13 protein-coding genes and 1 pseudogene are annotated in these 14,726 nt (G+C 59.9%); 8 read left to right on the top strand and 6 right to left on the bottom strand.

What is annotated here, in order from left to right; genetic code table 11:
- Positions 1 to 12: 12 nt before the first annotated feature.
- On the bottom strand, positions 13 to 930 hold the full coding sequence (locus ACNA0J_RS07920) for a LysR family transcriptional regulator (protein ID WP_415818172.1): 918 nt from the start codon (positions 928 to 930) through the stop codon (positions 13 to 15).
- Between the two features lie 203 nt (positions 931 to 1,133).
- Between ACNA0J_RS07920 and ACNA0J_RS07915 the strand changes: the two genes are divergently transcribed.
- Complete coding sequence (locus ACNA0J_RS07915; RefSeq protein ID WP_415818170.1) at positions 1,134 to 2,129, top strand: Bug family tripartite tricarboxylate transporter substrate binding protein; 996 nt, start codon at positions 1,134 to 1,136, stop codon at positions 2,127 to 2,129.
- A 90-nt stretch (positions 2,130 to 2,219) separates the two neighbouring features.
- The gene (locus tag ACNA0J_RS07910) at positions 2,220 to 3,185 is read left to right on the top strand and encodes a 2-hydroxyacid dehydrogenase (RefSeq protein ID WP_415818168.1); all 966 of its coding nucleotides are present in this window, start codon (positions 2,220 to 2,222) and stop codon (positions 3,183 to 3,185) included.
- A 51-nt stretch (positions 3,186 to 3,236) separates the two neighbouring features.
- Here the strand turns inward: ACNA0J_RS07910 and ACNA0J_RS07905 are convergent, their stop codons facing one another.
- Positions 3,237 to 4,085 (bottom strand): LysR substrate-binding domain-containing protein, encoded by an 849-nt coding sequence (locus tag ACNA0J_RS07905; protein WP_415818166.1) that lies wholly within the window; start codon positions 4,083 to 4,085, stop codon positions 3,237 to 3,239.
- Between the two features lie 184 nt (positions 4,086 to 4,269).
- Here ACNA0J_RS07905 and ACNA0J_RS07900 point away from each other — a divergent pair, with 184 nt between their 5' ends.
- The 3 genes and pseudogenes from ACNA0J_RS07900 to ACNA0J_RS07890 form a co-directional block, all read left to right on the top strand.
- A complete protein-coding gene (locus tag ACNA0J_RS07900) occupies positions 4,270 to 5,244 on the top strand; it encodes a Bug family tripartite tricarboxylate transporter substrate binding protein (protein WP_415818164.1) in 975 nt (324 codons plus the stop codon).
- Positions 5,241 to 5,358 (top strand): annotated as a pseudogene (locus tag ACNA0J_RS07895) (hypothetical protein); the annotation flags it as partial. The gene ACNA0J_RS07900 and the pseudogene ACNA0J_RS07895, both read left to right, overlap by 4 nt.
- A gap of 1 nt (position 5,359) precedes the next feature.
- The coding region (locus ACNA0J_RS07890) for an Ldh family oxidoreductase (RefSeq protein ID WP_415818162.1) at positions 5,360 to 6,362 on the top strand (1,003 nt) is incomplete at its 5' end.
- Positions 6,363 to 6,444: 82 nt separating this feature from the next.
- On the opposite strand, the gene ACNA0J_RS07885 is transcribed toward ACNA0J_RS07890, so the two are convergent.
- Entirely contained in the window at positions 6,445 to 7,449 is a 1,005-nt protein-coding gene (locus ACNA0J_RS07885; protein WP_415818160.1) for a Bug family tripartite tricarboxylate transporter substrate binding protein, read from the bottom strand.
- Between the two features lie 127 nt (positions 7,450 to 7,576).
- Between ACNA0J_RS07885 and ACNA0J_RS07880 the strand changes: the two genes are divergently transcribed.
- Entirely contained in the window at positions 7,577 to 9,322 is a 1,746-nt protein-coding gene (locus ACNA0J_RS07880) for an IlvD/Edd family dehydratase (protein WP_415818158.1), read from the top strand.
- Positions 9,323 to 9,400: 78 nt separating this feature from the next.
- Positions 9,401 to 10,366, top strand: a complete 966-nt coding sequence (locus tag ACNA0J_RS07875; RefSeq protein ID WP_415818213.1) for a 3-hydroxyacyl-CoA dehydrogenase family protein — start codon at positions 9,401 to 9,403, stop codon at positions 10,364 to 10,366.
- 39 nt (positions 10,367 to 10,405) lie between these two features.
- Here the strand turns inward: ACNA0J_RS07875 and ppk2 are convergent, their stop codons facing one another.
- The 3 genes from ppk2 to ACNA0J_RS07860 form a co-directional block, all read right to left on the bottom strand.
- Positions 10,406 to 11,326 (bottom strand): polyphosphate kinase 2, encoded by a 921-nt coding sequence (gene ppk2 / locus ACNA0J_RS07870; RefSeq protein ID WP_415818211.1) that lies wholly within the window; start codon positions 11,324 to 11,326, stop codon positions 10,406 to 10,408.
- Positions 11,327 to 11,539: 213 nt separating this feature from the next.
- Positions 11,540 to 12,082, bottom strand: a complete 543-nt coding sequence (locus ACNA0J_RS07865) for a DNA-deoxyinosine glycosylase (RefSeq protein WP_415818156.1) — start codon at positions 12,080 to 12,082, stop codon at positions 11,540 to 11,542.
- Positions 12,083 to 12,218: 136 nt separating this feature from the next.
- On the bottom strand, positions 12,219 to 14,075 hold the full coding sequence (locus ACNA0J_RS07860; protein ID WP_415818154.1) for a phosphoenolpyruvate carboxykinase (GTP): 1,857 nt from the start codon (positions 14,073 to 14,075) through the stop codon (positions 12,219 to 12,221).
- 293 nt (positions 14,076 to 14,368) lie between these two features.
- Here ACNA0J_RS07860 and ACNA0J_RS07855 point away from each other — a divergent pair, with 293 nt between their 5' ends.
- Complete coding sequence (locus ACNA0J_RS07855; RefSeq protein ID WP_415818152.1) at positions 14,369 to 14,704, top strand: thioredoxin family protein; 336 nt, start codon at positions 14,369 to 14,371, stop codon at positions 14,702 to 14,704.
- The last annotated feature ends 22 nt before the right edge of the window (positions 14,705 to 14,726 follow it).

Genomic DNA, 14,726 nt, shown 5'->3' with positions numbered 1-14,726 from the left:
TGCGTGACAGATTCAATCCTCATCCAGCGTGGCATCGGGCCCGTCCTTCATCCCATCCCGCCCCGCGACGCGATCCAGGAACGCCTCTACCGTAGGGTTGTCCGCCTGCTGCCGCCACGCCAGATAGATGTCGGCGTACAGGTTCTTTTGCGCGATGGGGCGGTATTCCACGCCCTCGAAATGCAGCTCTCGCGCCGAATCCGGCACGATGCCATATCCCAGCCCTGCCCTGACCAGCGCGACCAAGGTATGCGTTTGGCTGGCGCGTTGTACATAGCGCGGCGCGATATTGGCCAGACCCATGGCGCCGACAATGCGGTCATGGAAATATCGGCTGTCCCCTGGCGAATACAGTATCAGCGGCTGTTGATGCAAGGCACGCAGCGGCACAGTATCCATCGCACACAGCGGAGAACCGGCAGGCAGCGCCAATATCAGCGCTTCACGTTCCATCAACCGTTTTTCCAACCCTTGATGCATAGGCACATGCCGCGTCAACGCAACGTCGAGCTCGCCCGCCAATAGCAAGCGGCCCAGATCGCTGGACACCATTTCGCGCAACTGGATATTGACGTCGGGCAGCACCTGTTGCGCACGCATCAGCATCGCCGGCATCAAACGATAGGCTGCCACCGCGGTATATCCCAAGGTCAGATGCCCCGCCTCGCCATGCGCAGCTCGCCGCGCCGCAAGGGCTGCACGTGCCGAATAATCCAACAGATGACGTGCGTCGCGCAGCAAACGCTGCCCGGCCGCGGTCAGCCTCACGACGCGGCTATGGCGTTCGAGCAGCGTTACGCCCAGATCCTGTTCCAGCAACTGTATTTGCCTGCTGAGCGGCGGCTGTGTCATGCGCAAGCGCGCCGCTGCCCGGCCAAAGTGCAATTCCTCGGCCACGGCGACAAAACATTCCAATTGACGCAGTTCCATACTGCCGCATCCATCCATTCAATATGTGTATCGGGTAATGTTATTTATAGCTCAATTGGTATTGAATGGTGCCCCCGCCCCTATACTTTTGCCGTTGGCATCATTCAAAGATGCCGTAAACCAGACAGCATGCCCGCTGCACCCCAGCGAGAGCGGCTCAGTTAAAGATCAATTCAAAAACGGTATTGCGGAGACACAAACGCATGAAAGCAAAGCGGATTTCTCGTATTCGCGCCCAGGTCATGGGCGCCCTGACCCTGGCGGTCGCAGCATGTTTTCCCGTCGCCAGCCAAGCGGCGGGTGATTACCCTAATCGTCCTGTTTCGCTGGTCGTCCCGTTCTCGCCCGGTGGCGGGACTGACATTTCCGCCCGCATTCTGGCCGAACGCCTGGGACAAACGTTGGGCCAGACCATCGTGGTCGATAACAAGGCGGGCGCAGGCGGGCAAATCGCGGCCGATTTGGTCGCGCGTGCTGACCCTGATGGCTACACGCTGCTGTTTGCAAACTCGGGCATGCTGTCCATCAATCCCTGGATCTACAAGCTGAAAACCGATCCGGCGGTGGCGTTCGCCCCGGTGTCGCTGTTCTCGGACCTGCCTTTTGTGCTGGTCGTGCCGCCTTCGCTAAACGTCAAAACGGTGCAAGACCTGGTGGCCTTGGCCAAGGCCGAGCCCGGCCAGCATACGTTTGCCAGTTCGGGCACAGGTGGCGCGCCTCACCTGACGGCAGAGGTGTTTCAACTGGCCACGGGTACGGAATTGCTGCACGTCCCCTATAAAGGCGGTGGCCCCGCCATGGGCGACCTGATGGGCGGCCGCGTCGATATGTTGTTCGCCTCGGTGCTGGAAACCAATTCGTTCGTACAAGCCGGCAAGCTGCGCGCGCTGGCCGTCACGGGCGACAAGCGTTCGCCCGCGATGCCGGACGTGCCCACGATCGACGAGGCCGGCATCAAGAATGCCCAAGGCGGATCCTGGACCGCCGTGCTGGTGCCCACAGGCACGCCGCAAGCCATCGTCGACAAGCTCTCGAAAGCCATCCGCGATGTCGCCAACGAGGAAAGCATCAAGCAAAAGCTGCTGGCTCAGGGTGCGGGCGCTCATGGCTCGACGCCTGAAGAGTTGGCACAGCTGGCCGCAAGTGAGCGCGCGCGTTATGGCGAGATCATCAAGGCGCGCGGCCTGCTAGCACAATAAGAAGTTTCATACGCGAGAACCCGCTGCCCCTTCATGACCGGACCGTCGAAGGCAAAGCGGGTTCTTGAAACCCTATAGATTGGATTTTTCATGACTGACTCTGTCTCCACGGACCTCATCGACGTACTGATGGTGGGCCCCATGCCACCCGCCATCACCGAACACGTCGATCGCCATTACCGCTTGCACCGCTGGTGGGAAATCAAAGACCAAGCCGGCTTTCTGCAAACGCAAGGGCAAACCGTGCGTGGCATTGTCACCAGCGGACGCCATGGGGCATCGGCAGAACTGATCAATAGCCTGCCCAATCTGGAAGGCATTTTCAGCCAAGGCGTAGGCTACGATCCCATCGATATCGGCACCGCCAAAAAACGCGGCGTCGTCGTGACCAATACGCCCGGCGTGTTGAACGATTGCGTTGCGGACACTGCGCTCGCACTGGTCTTGAACGTGTCGCGCCGTCTCTGCCTGGCGGATCGTTTTGTGCGCGAGGGCCACTGGCTCAATGAAGCCTTTCCTCTGACGATCAAACCCAGCGGCAAACGCTGCGGCATTGTCGGGCTGGGCAGCATCGGCCTGCAGGTCGCCAAGCGCGCCGAAGCCTTTGACATGAGCATTGCGTATTACAACCGCCGCGCGCGCAACGATGTGCCGGATCACTATCGCTATTACGACGATCTGATCCAATTGGCCGAAAACAGCGATTTTCTAGTGGTGGTTGTACCAGGCGGTGCAGAAACGCGTCATCTGATCAACGATGCGGTGCTCAATGCGCTGGGCCCAAAGGGATATCTCATCAACGTGGCACGGGGCACCGTCGTCGACGAATCGGCATTGATCAAGGCCTTGCAAGACGGCCGTATCGCTGGTGCAGGCCTGGACGTGTTTGAGCACGAGCCTCAAGTCCCGCAAGCGCTATTGGACATGGATCAAGTCGTGCTCTTTCCGCATCTGGCCAGCGGCACGAAAGAAACCCGGCAAGCCATGGCCGATCTGGTGTTGAGTAATCTGGATGGATGGTTTCAGCAGCGTAAAGTGCTGACGCCGGTCGGTTGATGGCAATGGTCCAGCGTGCCTGCAGCGCGGGGCCTTTTCGACCACCTCGGGCTACAAGTTCAAATGCCCCAGTGAATCGAACACCCGCTGCGCCGCGCTGTTCGCACTGAGCGGGCTCAAATACAGCCTGAAACTGACGTCGGGCAATCTCGGCAAGGCCTCTGCCTCGCTCATCACGCGCAGATCGCTGCCCAACATTTCCACACTGCGCGCGGTCACGCCCAGCCCTGCCCTCACTGCAGCACGCACCCCCACCACCGTCGGAGAGGTATAGGTGATCCGCCACGGAATGCCCACGCGATCCAGGTGTTCTATCGCGATGCGGCGAAACTGGCTGGACTCGGCCGCCACGATCAGCGGCAAGGGCTGCTCTGCATCGTAACGATAGCGGGCGGCACACATCCATACGATAGGCGAGGTACGCAATGTGATGTGCCGCAGATCCGGTGCATCCGATCCCGCAATCGTCATATCGATTTCCCCTTGCCGCAAGCGCTGCAATAGATGCGGACTGCGTCCGACATGAATCGCGATCCGCATTCGGGGAAACGCCTGAGAAAAATGCGCCAAGAGATTGGGCAGGATGCTGTCGGTCACGTCATGAGGCGCGCCCAATCTCAACTCGCCGCTCTCCTCCCGGGACAGCATAGCGGCACAGGCCTCATCGTTTAGCGCCAGCAGGCGCCTCGCGTAATCCAGCAGACGCAATCCGTCCGGAGTCAATTGCTTGTTGCGCCCCACACGCTGGAATAGCCGTTTGCCGAACAATGCCTCCAAACGCTGCATTTGCTGCGTCACTGCCGATTGCGTACGCAACACCTCGACGGCAGCCGCGGCGAATGATTCCCGATCCACGACAGCGACGAATGTCCGTAGATGATCGATGTCCAGGCTTTTCATTTTTTGTTAAGCGCTTCTAATGTATTCGGCTCAAAAACCCGCACTGTGACGCAGGCAGGTTTTCCTATAGTGCAGGCGCAGCAAATAAAAAGGAAGGCCCCACGCTGCACCTTAGCTCGCTGTGCCCCAAGGCGACGTTCTTGCCGTGGGACGGCCCGGTGACAAAAAACTCAAGGAGACAACCATGAAACCCATCACCATACTGCGCGGCTTATTTCCTGCCCTCTTCTTGCTCGGCTGCAGCATGTCCGCCTCGGCGGCTGACTATCCAGAAAGACCGATCCGCATGATAGCCCCCTTTGCTCCGGGCGGCGGCTCGGACGTGGTGGCTCGTCTCGTCGCGGAAAAAATGGGCCCGTTACTGGGACAGAATGTCGTGGTAGAAAACCGCCCAGGCGCGTCGAGCATCATCGGTACGGACCTGGTCGCCAAGGCATCGCCCGATGGCTATACCATCCTGATGACCAACAGTGCGATCACCAGCAACCCCTCGCTGTATCAAACGCTGCCCTACGACACGCGCAAGGATCTGATACCCGTCACTTATCTGGCTGATGCGCCGACTTTGCTCGCCGCTCACCCCTCAGTTCCCTTTAACACGGTTCCCGAATTGGTGGCATACGCCAAACAACATCCGAATGAGGTGACCGTGGGCACACCGGGCGCCGGCCAAATGTCGCATCTGGTCGCGGAGATGGTCAGCCAAGCCAGCGATACCAAACTGACGATGGTTCATTACAAGGGCACGGCCAATTCGATCAACGACCTGGTCGGCGGTACGATCATGATGTCTTTCGGGACAGTACCCGGGTTCATCAATTTTATCGAATCCAAGAAACTCAAACCTGTCGCCGTCGCCAGCCGTGAGCGAATCAGTGTGCTGCCCAACGTTCCTACGATTGCAGAGACCTATCCGGGATTCGAAATGAGCGTCTGGTTCGGCGTATTCGTCCCCGCAGGCACGCCGGACGCTATCGTCGACAAGCTCAACACGGCCATGCTCCAGGCGCTGAAAGATCCCACCATTCAGGCTCGTTTTCCCGAAGAAGGTCTGCGGCCTGGCAATCTGTCCCATGAACAATTCAATGCCTTGTTCCGGTCAGATCTGGACAAGTGGCAGACCTTTATCCGCGAACGCAATATCCATCTCAACAAATGAGTCACGCGATGCAATCCTCATCTATCGACCAACTGTCGCGCACGCCATTGTCGGCCGAGGCGCTTAAAGATTTTGCCTGCGCCGTGTACCAGCAGGCGGGCGTACCGCCTGCCGNCGCCGGCCTGGCGGCCGACGCCCTGGTCCAGGCGGACTTATGGGGGCACCAATCACACGGCCTGCTCAGATTGGGCTGGTATTACGCCCGCTTGCGCTCCGGTGCGATGAAAGGCGTGACTCGCCTGCAGACCGTGACCGATGCGGGCGCTGTCGGCGTACTGGACGGCAATGACGGCGTCGGCCCGGTCATTGCGCATCAGGCTACCGAAGAAGCCGTACGGCGCGCGCGTGCGCATGGCGTGGGTATTGTGTCGGTCCGGCATTCGAACCATTTTGGCACGTGCATGTACTTCACTCGGCAAGGCGCGCTGCAGAACTGCGCCATGCTGATGATGAGTAATGGCGGGCCCAATATGGCCCCATGGGGCGGTTTGCAAAAGAAAATCGGCACGAACCCATGGTCTATCGGCGTACCGGCCGGCAAGCATGCGCCGATGGTCATGGACATCGCCAATTCCGGAGTCGCCCGGGGAAAGATTTATCTGGCGAACAATCGTCATGAGCCTATCCCTGCCAACTGGGCGGTCGATACGCAAGGCAACCCGACGACCGATCCGAAAGAGGCGCTCAAAGGCTTCATCCTGCCCATGGCCGGCCATAAAGGTTATGCCATTGGCGTCATGGTCGATGTGATGTCAGGGGTCTTGTCAGGCAGCGGATTTCAGGATCAAGTGCACGGCCCATACGATCCGGTCAATCGCAGCCGGGCCGGCCATTTCATCATGGCCCTGAATATCGACGCGTTTCAGCCGATCGCCGAATTTCAAACGCGCATGGAGGCGTACATCGCTTCTCTCAAGAGCGTCCCCGTCGCCGCAGGTCACGACAAGGTCTATTACCCAGGCGAAATCGAGGCCGAAGCCGACCTTCGTCACCGCGCAAATGGCCTGCTGCTGCCGGCTGACACGTTGAGCGCGCTTGAACAGGTTGGAAACGAGGCAGGCATCGCCTGGCGGGATTTTGTGCGTGCGGTCGATAGCAGCAACCGCGGCAGCCCATGAATCGCGCCAGACCGCACACTGTTTAATGGCTGCGATTCACTGATGCAGTATCAGGCTGGCGGGTTCCGCCAGCCTTGCCTCGCTACTCGCCTTTCACCCCGGCGTCCGCAATCACTTTCGCCCATTTGGCCCGCTCTGCGGCAATGCGCGCAGCCGCGTCCGCAGGCGTTGTCCACGTTGCCACCGCACCTTGATTCAGCAGCGCAGCCTTGACTGCAGGCTTGGCCAGGATCTGTTTGAGCGCGTCATTCAGCTTCTGAATGACAGCGTCCGGCGTTCCGGCAGGCGCCACGATCCCGAACATGGAACTGACCTGGAAATTCGGCAGCCCCGCCTCGGCGGTCGTCGGCACATCGGGCAAGGCCTCGGCGCGTTGATCTGACGCCACTGCCAGAGCCCGCAATTTACCGGCTTTCACGTGCCCCTGCGCCGCGGGTACGGTCTCGATCATGCTGAGCACCTGTCCACCCATCAAATCCGTCATCGCGGGGCCGCTGCCCTTGTATGGCACATGCAGGACGTCCACACCCACCATGCTTTTGAACATTTCGGTGGCCAGATGCTGGGGCGAACCATTGCCCGATGAAGCCATCGTCAAATAGCCCGGGCGCTTTTTGGCTAAATCGATGAACTCCTGCAGCGACTTCGCTTCCACCGAAGGATTCACCACGAACACCAGCGGCACCGAGCCAACGATAGAAACCGGAGCAAAGCTCTTTTCGATGTCGTAAGGGACTTTGCCTTTGTAGAGCTCTGCATTGATGGAATGGCTCGTCAACGCGCCGAGCAACAGCGTATAGCCATCGGGATCGGACTTCGCGACCTGATCGGCCCCGATATTGCCTGTCGCGCCGGCACGGTTTTCGACGACGAACTGCTGGCCCAGCGCCAGCGATAGTTCCTGCGCCATCACGCGGCCGATCACATCGGTCGCCCCGCCGGGCGGATAAGGCACCACCATGCGCACGGGACGCTCGGGATAGCCCGCGGCAGCAGCGACGGTGGGCAGACCCAGGCTCGCACAAAAGGTCAAGGCACAGGCTAGAAATGCCCGCCTTGCGGGGGGACGCTTGCTCGATAAAAACATGTTTGTCTCCTGCCAGGTTAGTGGTTGAATGTGTTTCTGGCGCCGATTCACCGTCCGGTACTTGCATTACGCGAGAAGGCCCGGATATGATCGCCCATAGATTATCAATAATATTATTGAGATGACAATGGCTTCCTCAAAAAAACCTGATTCCCCCGCCACCGGCCTGCGCAAGGGGCTGACCAATTACGGAGACACGGGCTTCTCGCTGTTCCTGCGCAAAGCCTTTATCAAAGGTGCGGGCTATACCGAGGACGCCCTGTCGCGCCCCGTGATCGGCATCGCGAACACGGGCAGCAGCTACAACCCCTGTCATGGCAATGCCCCGCAGCTGATCGAGGCGGTCAAGCGCGGGGTGATGCTGGCGGGCGGGCTGCCGGTCGATTTCCCTACGATCTCGGTGCATGAAAGTTTTTCGCAGCCGACGAGCATGTATCTGCGCAACTTGATGTCAATGGACACCGAGGAGATGATTCGCGCGCAGCCCATGGATGCCGTGGTGCTGATCGGCGGCTGCGACAAGACCGTGCCCGCTCAATTGATGGGCGCCGCATCGGCAGGCGTACCGGCGATTCAATTGGTCACGGGTGCCATGCTGACGGGCTCGCATCGTGGCGAACGCGTGGGCGCGTGTACGGACTGCCGCCGCTATTGGGGCCGCTACCGTGCAGAGGAGATCGACGCCGAGGAGATCACCGACGTCAATAATCAACTGGTGGCCAGCGTCGGAACCTGTTCGGTGATGGGAACGGCCAGCACGATGGCATGCCTGGCCGAGGCCTTGGGCATCATGGTTTTTGGTGGCGCCTCGGCGCCTGCCGTCACGGCTGACCGCATGCGTGTGGCGGAGCAGACAGGCACCACTGCTGTGGCCATGGCGATCAACCGCCTGACGCCCGACAAGATTCTGACAGGCAAGGCGTTCGAGAATGCGTTGCGGGTGCTGCTGTCAGTAGGCGGCTCGACCAATGGCATCGTGCACTTGACCGCGATGGCAGGACGGTTGGGCATCGATATCGATCTGGCCGGGCTGGATCGCCTGAGCCGCGAGACCCCCGTGCTGGTCGATCTGAAGCCCTCTGGACAGCACTACATGGAGGATTTTCACAAAGCGGGCGGCATGCCTGCCCTGCTGCGTGAACTGCGGCCGTTGCTGCATCTGGATACCCTGACTGTATCCGGCCGTACCTTGGGCGAGGAGCTCGACGCTGCGCCTGCCGCCTTCGTGCAAGACGTGATCCGGCCATTCGACTCGCCAATCTATCCCGTCGGCGGCCTGGCCGTTTTGCGCGGCAACCTGGCCCCCGGCGGCGCCATCATCAAGCAATCGGCGGCGAACCCCCAACTCATGGAACATGAAGGCCGCGCTGTCGTATTCGAGGACGCCGAGGACATGGCCAATCGCATTGACGACGATGCCTTGGACGTCACGGCGGATGACGTGCTCGTCTTGAAGCGCATTGGCCCGACCGGCGGCCCGGGTATGCCGGAGGCCGGATATATGCCGATTCCGCGCAAGCTCGCCCGAGCCGGCGTCAAAGACATGGTGCGTATTTCCGATGGCCGCATGAGCGGCACGGCAGCGGGCACGATTGTGTTGCATGTGACACCCGAGGCAGCGGTGGGCGGGCCGTTGGCCCATATACAGACGGGCGACCGTATCCGTCTGTCGGTGAAAAATCGCGAAATCGCGGTGTTGATCAGTGATGAGGAACTCGCCCGCCGCGCCGCTGCGCATCCCATCGAGCACCCCACTGGCGATCGCGGCTATCGCAAGTTGTATATGCAGAGTGTGACGCAAGCCGATCAAGGCGTGGATTTCGATTTTCTGCGTGCGACCGATACGAAGGAAAGCGTGCCTGGCAAGGCTTAGTCCTCTCACCACACCTGCTTTCACCACGCATTCGAGACGTGCGCAATGACTCAGCGCGGCGCCGTCAAAGGAAACATGATGTCTTCATTACCTCAACCTCTGCTCAGTAACCCTGCCGCCGCGCACGCCGTGGTGGTGGGTGGCGGCACGATGGGCGCTGACGTTGCCGTGGTCCTGGCACGTGCGCATTGCCGCACGACGGTCATTGAACCCGATGCTACGCGCGCCCAGGCCCTGCCTGCACGCGTCGCCGCCAATCTGGCTGCGGCCGGACGTGCAGAGGCGGCGGATTATGTACAAACCGCGCCCGATCTGGATAGCGTCGACTGGAATAGCGTCGGGCTGGTGATCGAATGCATTCCCGAACGATTGGATCTGAAACAGGCCCTGTTTGCCGAACTGGAGCAACGTGCGCCTGCGCGTGCCATTCTGGCGAGCAATAGCTCGAGCTTTCCAATCAGTGCGATCGGCCAGGGGCTCAAGACACGTGATCGCATGTTGGGCCTGCATTTTTTCATGCCTGCGCACCTCGTGCCCCTGGTCGAGGTAGTGTTGTGCGACGCCAGCGATCCCGCGCAGGCCGATGCGCTGATTGCGTTCATGCGCCGCTGCGGCATGGTGCCGGTCAAGGTGTTGAAAGACTTGCCTGGCTTTCTGGCCAATCGTTTGCAGCACGCGTTGTCACGCGAGGCATTTGATCTGATCGATCGCGGTATCGCCTCGCCCGAGGATGTCGATGCAGCCGTGCGATTCGGTTTTGGGTTCCGGTTTCTGGCCGCCGGCCCGGTGTTGCAGCGCGATCACGCGGGTATCGAGGTACACGCGGCAGCGGGCGCTACGATGTATCCCTCGTTTTGCAATAGCGATACCCCCGCGCGTTGTCTCACCGAACGCGCCGCGGACGGCAGGCACGGGATGAAGGCGGGCCAAGGCTTTTACGAGTGGACACCCGAAAGCATCGCTGCTGAGCGTGCGCGCTATGATCGGCTACTGCGCGCAGGGCTCGATTTGATTGCGGATGAACTGCCGCCGATAGAACCCTGATGGTGGCCCAAATGCCGCCAACCGGACTAAAGTCCCAGCTCAATACACCTGCGGCACCATCATCTCGGTCGGCACCGGATGACGAATATAGTCCTCGTTGCGCACGCGCTCTGGCAAGATCACCTCGGCACGTTCGACTTCCTGGTAAGGAAATTGCGACAGCAAATGGTGGATGCAATTGAGTCGTGCCTGCTTCTTGTTGTCGGCGGGCACGACCCACCATGGCGCGTCATCGATGTGTGTGTGGTCCAACATCGCCTCTTTGACCCGGGTGTAGTCCTCCCAGCGACGGCGCGATTCCAAATCCATGGGGCTGAGTTTCCATTGCTTGAGCGGATCGTGGATGCGGCCCAAAAAGCGTAGATGCTGTTCTTCGTCGGTGATCGAGAACCAGTATTTGATGACCTTGATCCCCGAACGCACCAGCATGCGTTCGAATTCCGGCACCGAACGGAAGAACTCCTCGTATTCCTCGTCTGAACAGAACCCCATGACGCGCTCGACGCCTGCGCGGTTGTACCAACTGCGATCGAACAGCACGAGTTCGCCGGCAGCGGGCAGATGCGCCACATAGCGTTGGAAATACCATTGTGTACGCTCGCGATCATTGGGCGCCGGCAAAGCCACTACGCGGCATACGCGGGGATTCAGGCGTTGTGTAATGCGCTTGATCACGCCGCCCTTGCCTGCCGCATCACGCCCCTCGAAAATGATGACTGCTTTTTGCCGGGTCGATGCCACCCAGTTCTGTAGTTTGACCAACTCGCCTTGCAGACGAAACAGCTCACGGAAATAGGCTACGCGCTGCGCGTGAGTTTCGCCTCCCGGCGCAGCACCGCCCTCCTGCTGTGCCAGATCATAGGCGCGATCTTCGATTTCCAGCTCCAGCTCTTCGTCCAGGCTGTCGAGCAAATCGTTTTCGATGCGGCGTCGCAGTTCGTCGCGGTCTTCAAAATTCATGATGTCAGGTCCTTTGCCCGTTTTTGACAGCGTAGCGGGTGTAGATGAAGGATTGTTGACAGCGTTGTTGCTGTTAAGCGGTATGGGGTTGGGGACATTATCAGGTGTTTGCGTGAAGGTGACGTTGGCGTGCTTGTGGACGTCGAGGCCNGNCAACACGGTCACTGCCCNGCCTCGACGTCCAATGGCACTCATCCCCACCACGCACGAAGCTCACCGCGAAATCGTCAACGCACGCTCCCACACCGCCAACTTTTCTTCCCGCCTCATCGCAGCATGAGCCGGGCTCGTAGACGGCAAATCAACGTATTGCAGTTCACGCGAGAGCGTCAATGCGGGCAACACGTGGCGTCGATATAACGCTGCAGCTTTGCCACCGTTGAAACAGACACGCACGATGCCAGGGCTCTCGCGGAAAAACGACTCGAAGTCATTAGGCACGATGCTATGGATATCGATATTCGCATCCAGGCTACCAGGACGCTCGCAGGCCTGCAGCACATCCCACAGCGCGATCCCCGACGATACTAATGCCTCGCTGCGCGCGTCATAACTGGCCTGCGCATCAAAACCGCAAACCTCGGCAGCAATCGGCCAGAATGCATTGCGAGGATGTGCGTAATACTGCTGTCGCCGCAGCGACGCGACGCCAGGCATCGAGCCGAGCACGACGATGCGTGCGCCCGATGCCATCAACGGAGCGAACCCTTGCACACGAGGGGCAATCGGCTCAATCTGGTCAGGAAAAACTGACACCGTTAAAACCTTCAATCAACACGTAAAAACGCGGCCATCTGACTCCGGCAGAGCCCGATGGCCGCGTCCTTGGCTCAGCGCTTGATTACGTCAGCAATCAGCGCCAAGCCCGGCTAATGCCAAAACACGCCTTGCCTCAAGCGGCCAGACGCGTCTCGATCGACGACTTCACACCAGGCAATTCACCCGGCAAACGCTGAGCCAACTGCTGGAACAAGGTATCGTGCAGCGCCAATTCATCACGCCACGATTTCACATCGACCGAGATGACTTGCTGGAACTGATCCGGGCTGAATTCCAGGCCAGTCCAGTCGATGTCCTGATACGTGGGCGATACGCCGAACACTTGCTCGACACCGTTGGCCGTGCCGTCAATGCGGCCCAGCATCCACTTCAGCACACGCATGTTGTCGCCAAAGCCCGGCCAGACGAATTTGCCATCCGGCCCTTTACGGAACCAATTGACGCAGTAAATGTGAGGCAGCGTGGCGCCCGCATCCTGCAGGCGTTTGCCCAGTTTCAGCCAATGGCCAAAGTAGTCGCTCATGTTGTAGCCGCAGAACGGCAACATGGCGAACGGATCGCGGCGCACGACGCCCTGCTGGCCTGCGGCCGCTGCCGTGGTCTCAGAGCCCATAGTGGCCGCCATGTAGACGCCCTCTACCCAATTACGGGCTTCGGTGACCAGCGGCACGGTGGTGGAACGACGGCCGCCAAAGATGAACGCGTCGATGACGACACCTTTGGGGTTTTCCCATTCAGGGTCGATGGACGGACATTGCGAGGCGGGTGCAGTAAAGCGCGCGTTCGGATGCGCAGCCTTGCGACCGGTTTCCTTCGCGCTTGCGGGCGTCCAATCCTGGCCCTGCCAGTCGATCAGATGCGCGGGCGGCGTATCGGTCATGCCTTCCCACCAGACGTCGCCATCATCGGTCAACGCCACGTTGGTGAAAATGACATTGGCTTTCAACGTCGCCATGGCATTGAAGTTGGTCCTTTCGCTGGTGCCAGGCGCTACGCCGAAATAGCCCGCTTCGGGGTTGATGGCGCGCAGGCGGCCTTCGGCGTCCGGCTTGATCCAGGCGATATCGTCGCCGATGGTGGAGACCTTCCAGCCGTCCATGCCCTCGGGCGGGATCAACATGGCAAAGTTGGTCTTGCCGCAAGCCGACGGGAATGCCGCAGCGACGTGATACTTGCGGCCTTTGGGCGAGGTCACGCCCAGGATCAGCATGTGCTCGGCCAACCAGCCCTGATCGCGGCCCATGGTCGATGCGATACGCAAGGCAAAGCATTTTTTGCCCAACAAGGCATTGCCGCCGTAACCCGAGCCAAAGCTCCAGATCTCGCGCGTTTCGGGATAATGGACGATGTATTTGGTCGGATTGCACGGCCACACCACATCGGCCTGACCTGCTGCCAGCGGGGCGCCCACGCTATGCACGCAAGGCACGAATTCGCCATCGCTGCCCAGCACGTCAAACACGGCGCGGCCCATGCGGGTCATGATGCGCATGTTGACCACGACATAGGGGCTGTCAGACAGCTCGACACCGATGTGGGCGATGTCCGAGCCCAACGGGCCCATCGAGAACGGCACCACATACATCGTGCGTCCACGCATGGCGCCATCAAACAAGCCATCCAGCGTGGCGCGCATTTCAGCGGGATCAGCCCAATTATTCGTAGGACCGGCGTCCTCTGCGCGCTGCGAGCAGATAAAGGTGCGGTCTTCGACCCGCGCCACATCGGAGGGATCGGACCAGGCCAGATACGAATTGGGCCGCTTTTCCGGATTCAATCGTCGCAGGGTGCCCGCTTGCACCATTAGCTCGCACAGTCGGTCGTATTCTTCTTGGGAACCATCGCACCAGACCACATTGTCCGGCTTTGTCAGCGCAGCCACATGCGCCACCCACTCGACCAACCCCTTGTGCTTGACGTATTCGGGTACGTTAAGCGAGGCGACTTCTCCGTCGAACGGCTTATTCATCGGGACCATCTCCTTTAATAAAAAAACGATGCGGGTCCCCCATGAGGACCCGCATTTCATCTATTTATCTGATTTCGCAATATTACTTGCCCGCACGCCCGCCGAACCAATTCGGGGCATCAGGAATGCAACATCGTATGTCTGTTGTATCGTCAACGAGGATAGGATGAACAGATGCACGAGTGTCTTGACGCGAATTCAGAAGTCGTCGAGCGTACTGCATTCCGCTGTGTTCGTTTCGCGAAAACAGGGTAAACCCCGATAACATATCGATTTTCAGCCGCCTGCATCCCATGCAACAAATCGAACTCAACGACAGTACTGCCGACCGCTACTTGCTGGATGCCCCCGGCTTGTCGCTGCTGGCCTTTCATAGCCGTACCTGCGGCACGTGCCGCGTGGCGCGGGAACAGTTACCCGAGCTGGATCTGCCGGTCGAGCGCCTGTGCTGGATCGATGCGGGCGATAACGGCGGGCTGGTCGAGCGCTACGAGGTCTTTCATTTGCCCGCCCTGTTCCTGGTGCGCGACGGCGCCTATTACGGTGCTGTCAATGCCTCGCTGGCGGAATGGGATCTGCGCCAGCAGATCAGTCTGGCGCTGGATAGTTACCCCGCGGAGTTACCGTGACGATCAGGCTGGCAGTTACCCC

The sequence above is a fragment of the Bordetella tumbae genome (genome assembly GCF_965139195.1).
Classification (GTDB): domain Bacteria; phylum Pseudomonadota; class Gammaproteobacteria; order Burkholderiales; family Burkholderiaceae_B; genus Bordetella_A; species Bordetella_A tumbae.
The sequence above is the reverse complement of the archived record's forward strand: the minus strand, read 5'-3'. Positions and strand labels throughout refer to the sequence as shown.

Bases quoted from the DNA above. Each gene is read 5' to 3' on its own strand.
- ACNA0J_RS07920 (WP_415818172.1), bottom strand. From the start codon at position 930: ATGGAACTGCGTCAATTGGAATGTTTTGTCGCCGTGGCCGAGGAATTG.
- ACNA0J_RS07915 (WP_415818170.1), top strand. From the start codon at position 1,134: ATGAAAGCAAAGCGGATTTCTCGTATTCGCGCCCAGGTCATGGGCGCC.
- ACNA0J_RS07910 (WP_415818168.1), top strand. From the start codon at position 2,220: ATGACTGACTCTGTCTCCACGGACCTCATCGACGTACTGATGGTGGGC.
- ACNA0J_RS07905 (WP_415818166.1), bottom strand. From the start codon at position 4,085: ATGAAAAGCCTGGACATCGATCATCTACGGACATTCGTCGCTGTCGTG.
- ACNA0J_RS07900 (WP_415818164.1), top strand. From the start codon at position 4,270: ATGAAACCCATCACCATACTGCGCGGCTTATTTCCTGCCCTCTTCTTG.
- ACNA0J_RS07885 (WP_415818160.1), bottom strand. From the start codon at position 7,449: ATGTTTTTATCGAGCAAGCGTCCCCCCGCAAGGCGGGCATTTCTAGCC.
- ACNA0J_RS07880 (WP_415818158.1), top strand. From the start codon at position 7,577: ATGGCTTCCTCAAAAAAACCTGATTCCCCCGCCACCGGCCTGCGCAAG.
- ACNA0J_RS07875 (WP_415818213.1), top strand. From the start codon at position 9,401: ATGTCTTCATTACCTCAACCTCTGCTCAGTAACCCTGCCGCCGCGCAC.
- ppk2 (WP_415818211.1), bottom strand. From the start codon at position 11,326: ATGAATTTTGAAGACCGCGACGAACTGCGACGCCGCATCGAAAACGAT.
- ACNA0J_RS07860 (WP_415818154.1), bottom strand. From the start codon at position 14,075: ATGAATAAGCCGTTCGACGGAGAAGTCGCCTCGCTTAACGTACCCGAA.
- ACNA0J_RS07855 (WP_415818152.1), top strand. From the start codon at position 14,369: ATGCAACAAATCGAACTCAACGACAGTACTGCCGACCGCTACTTGCTG.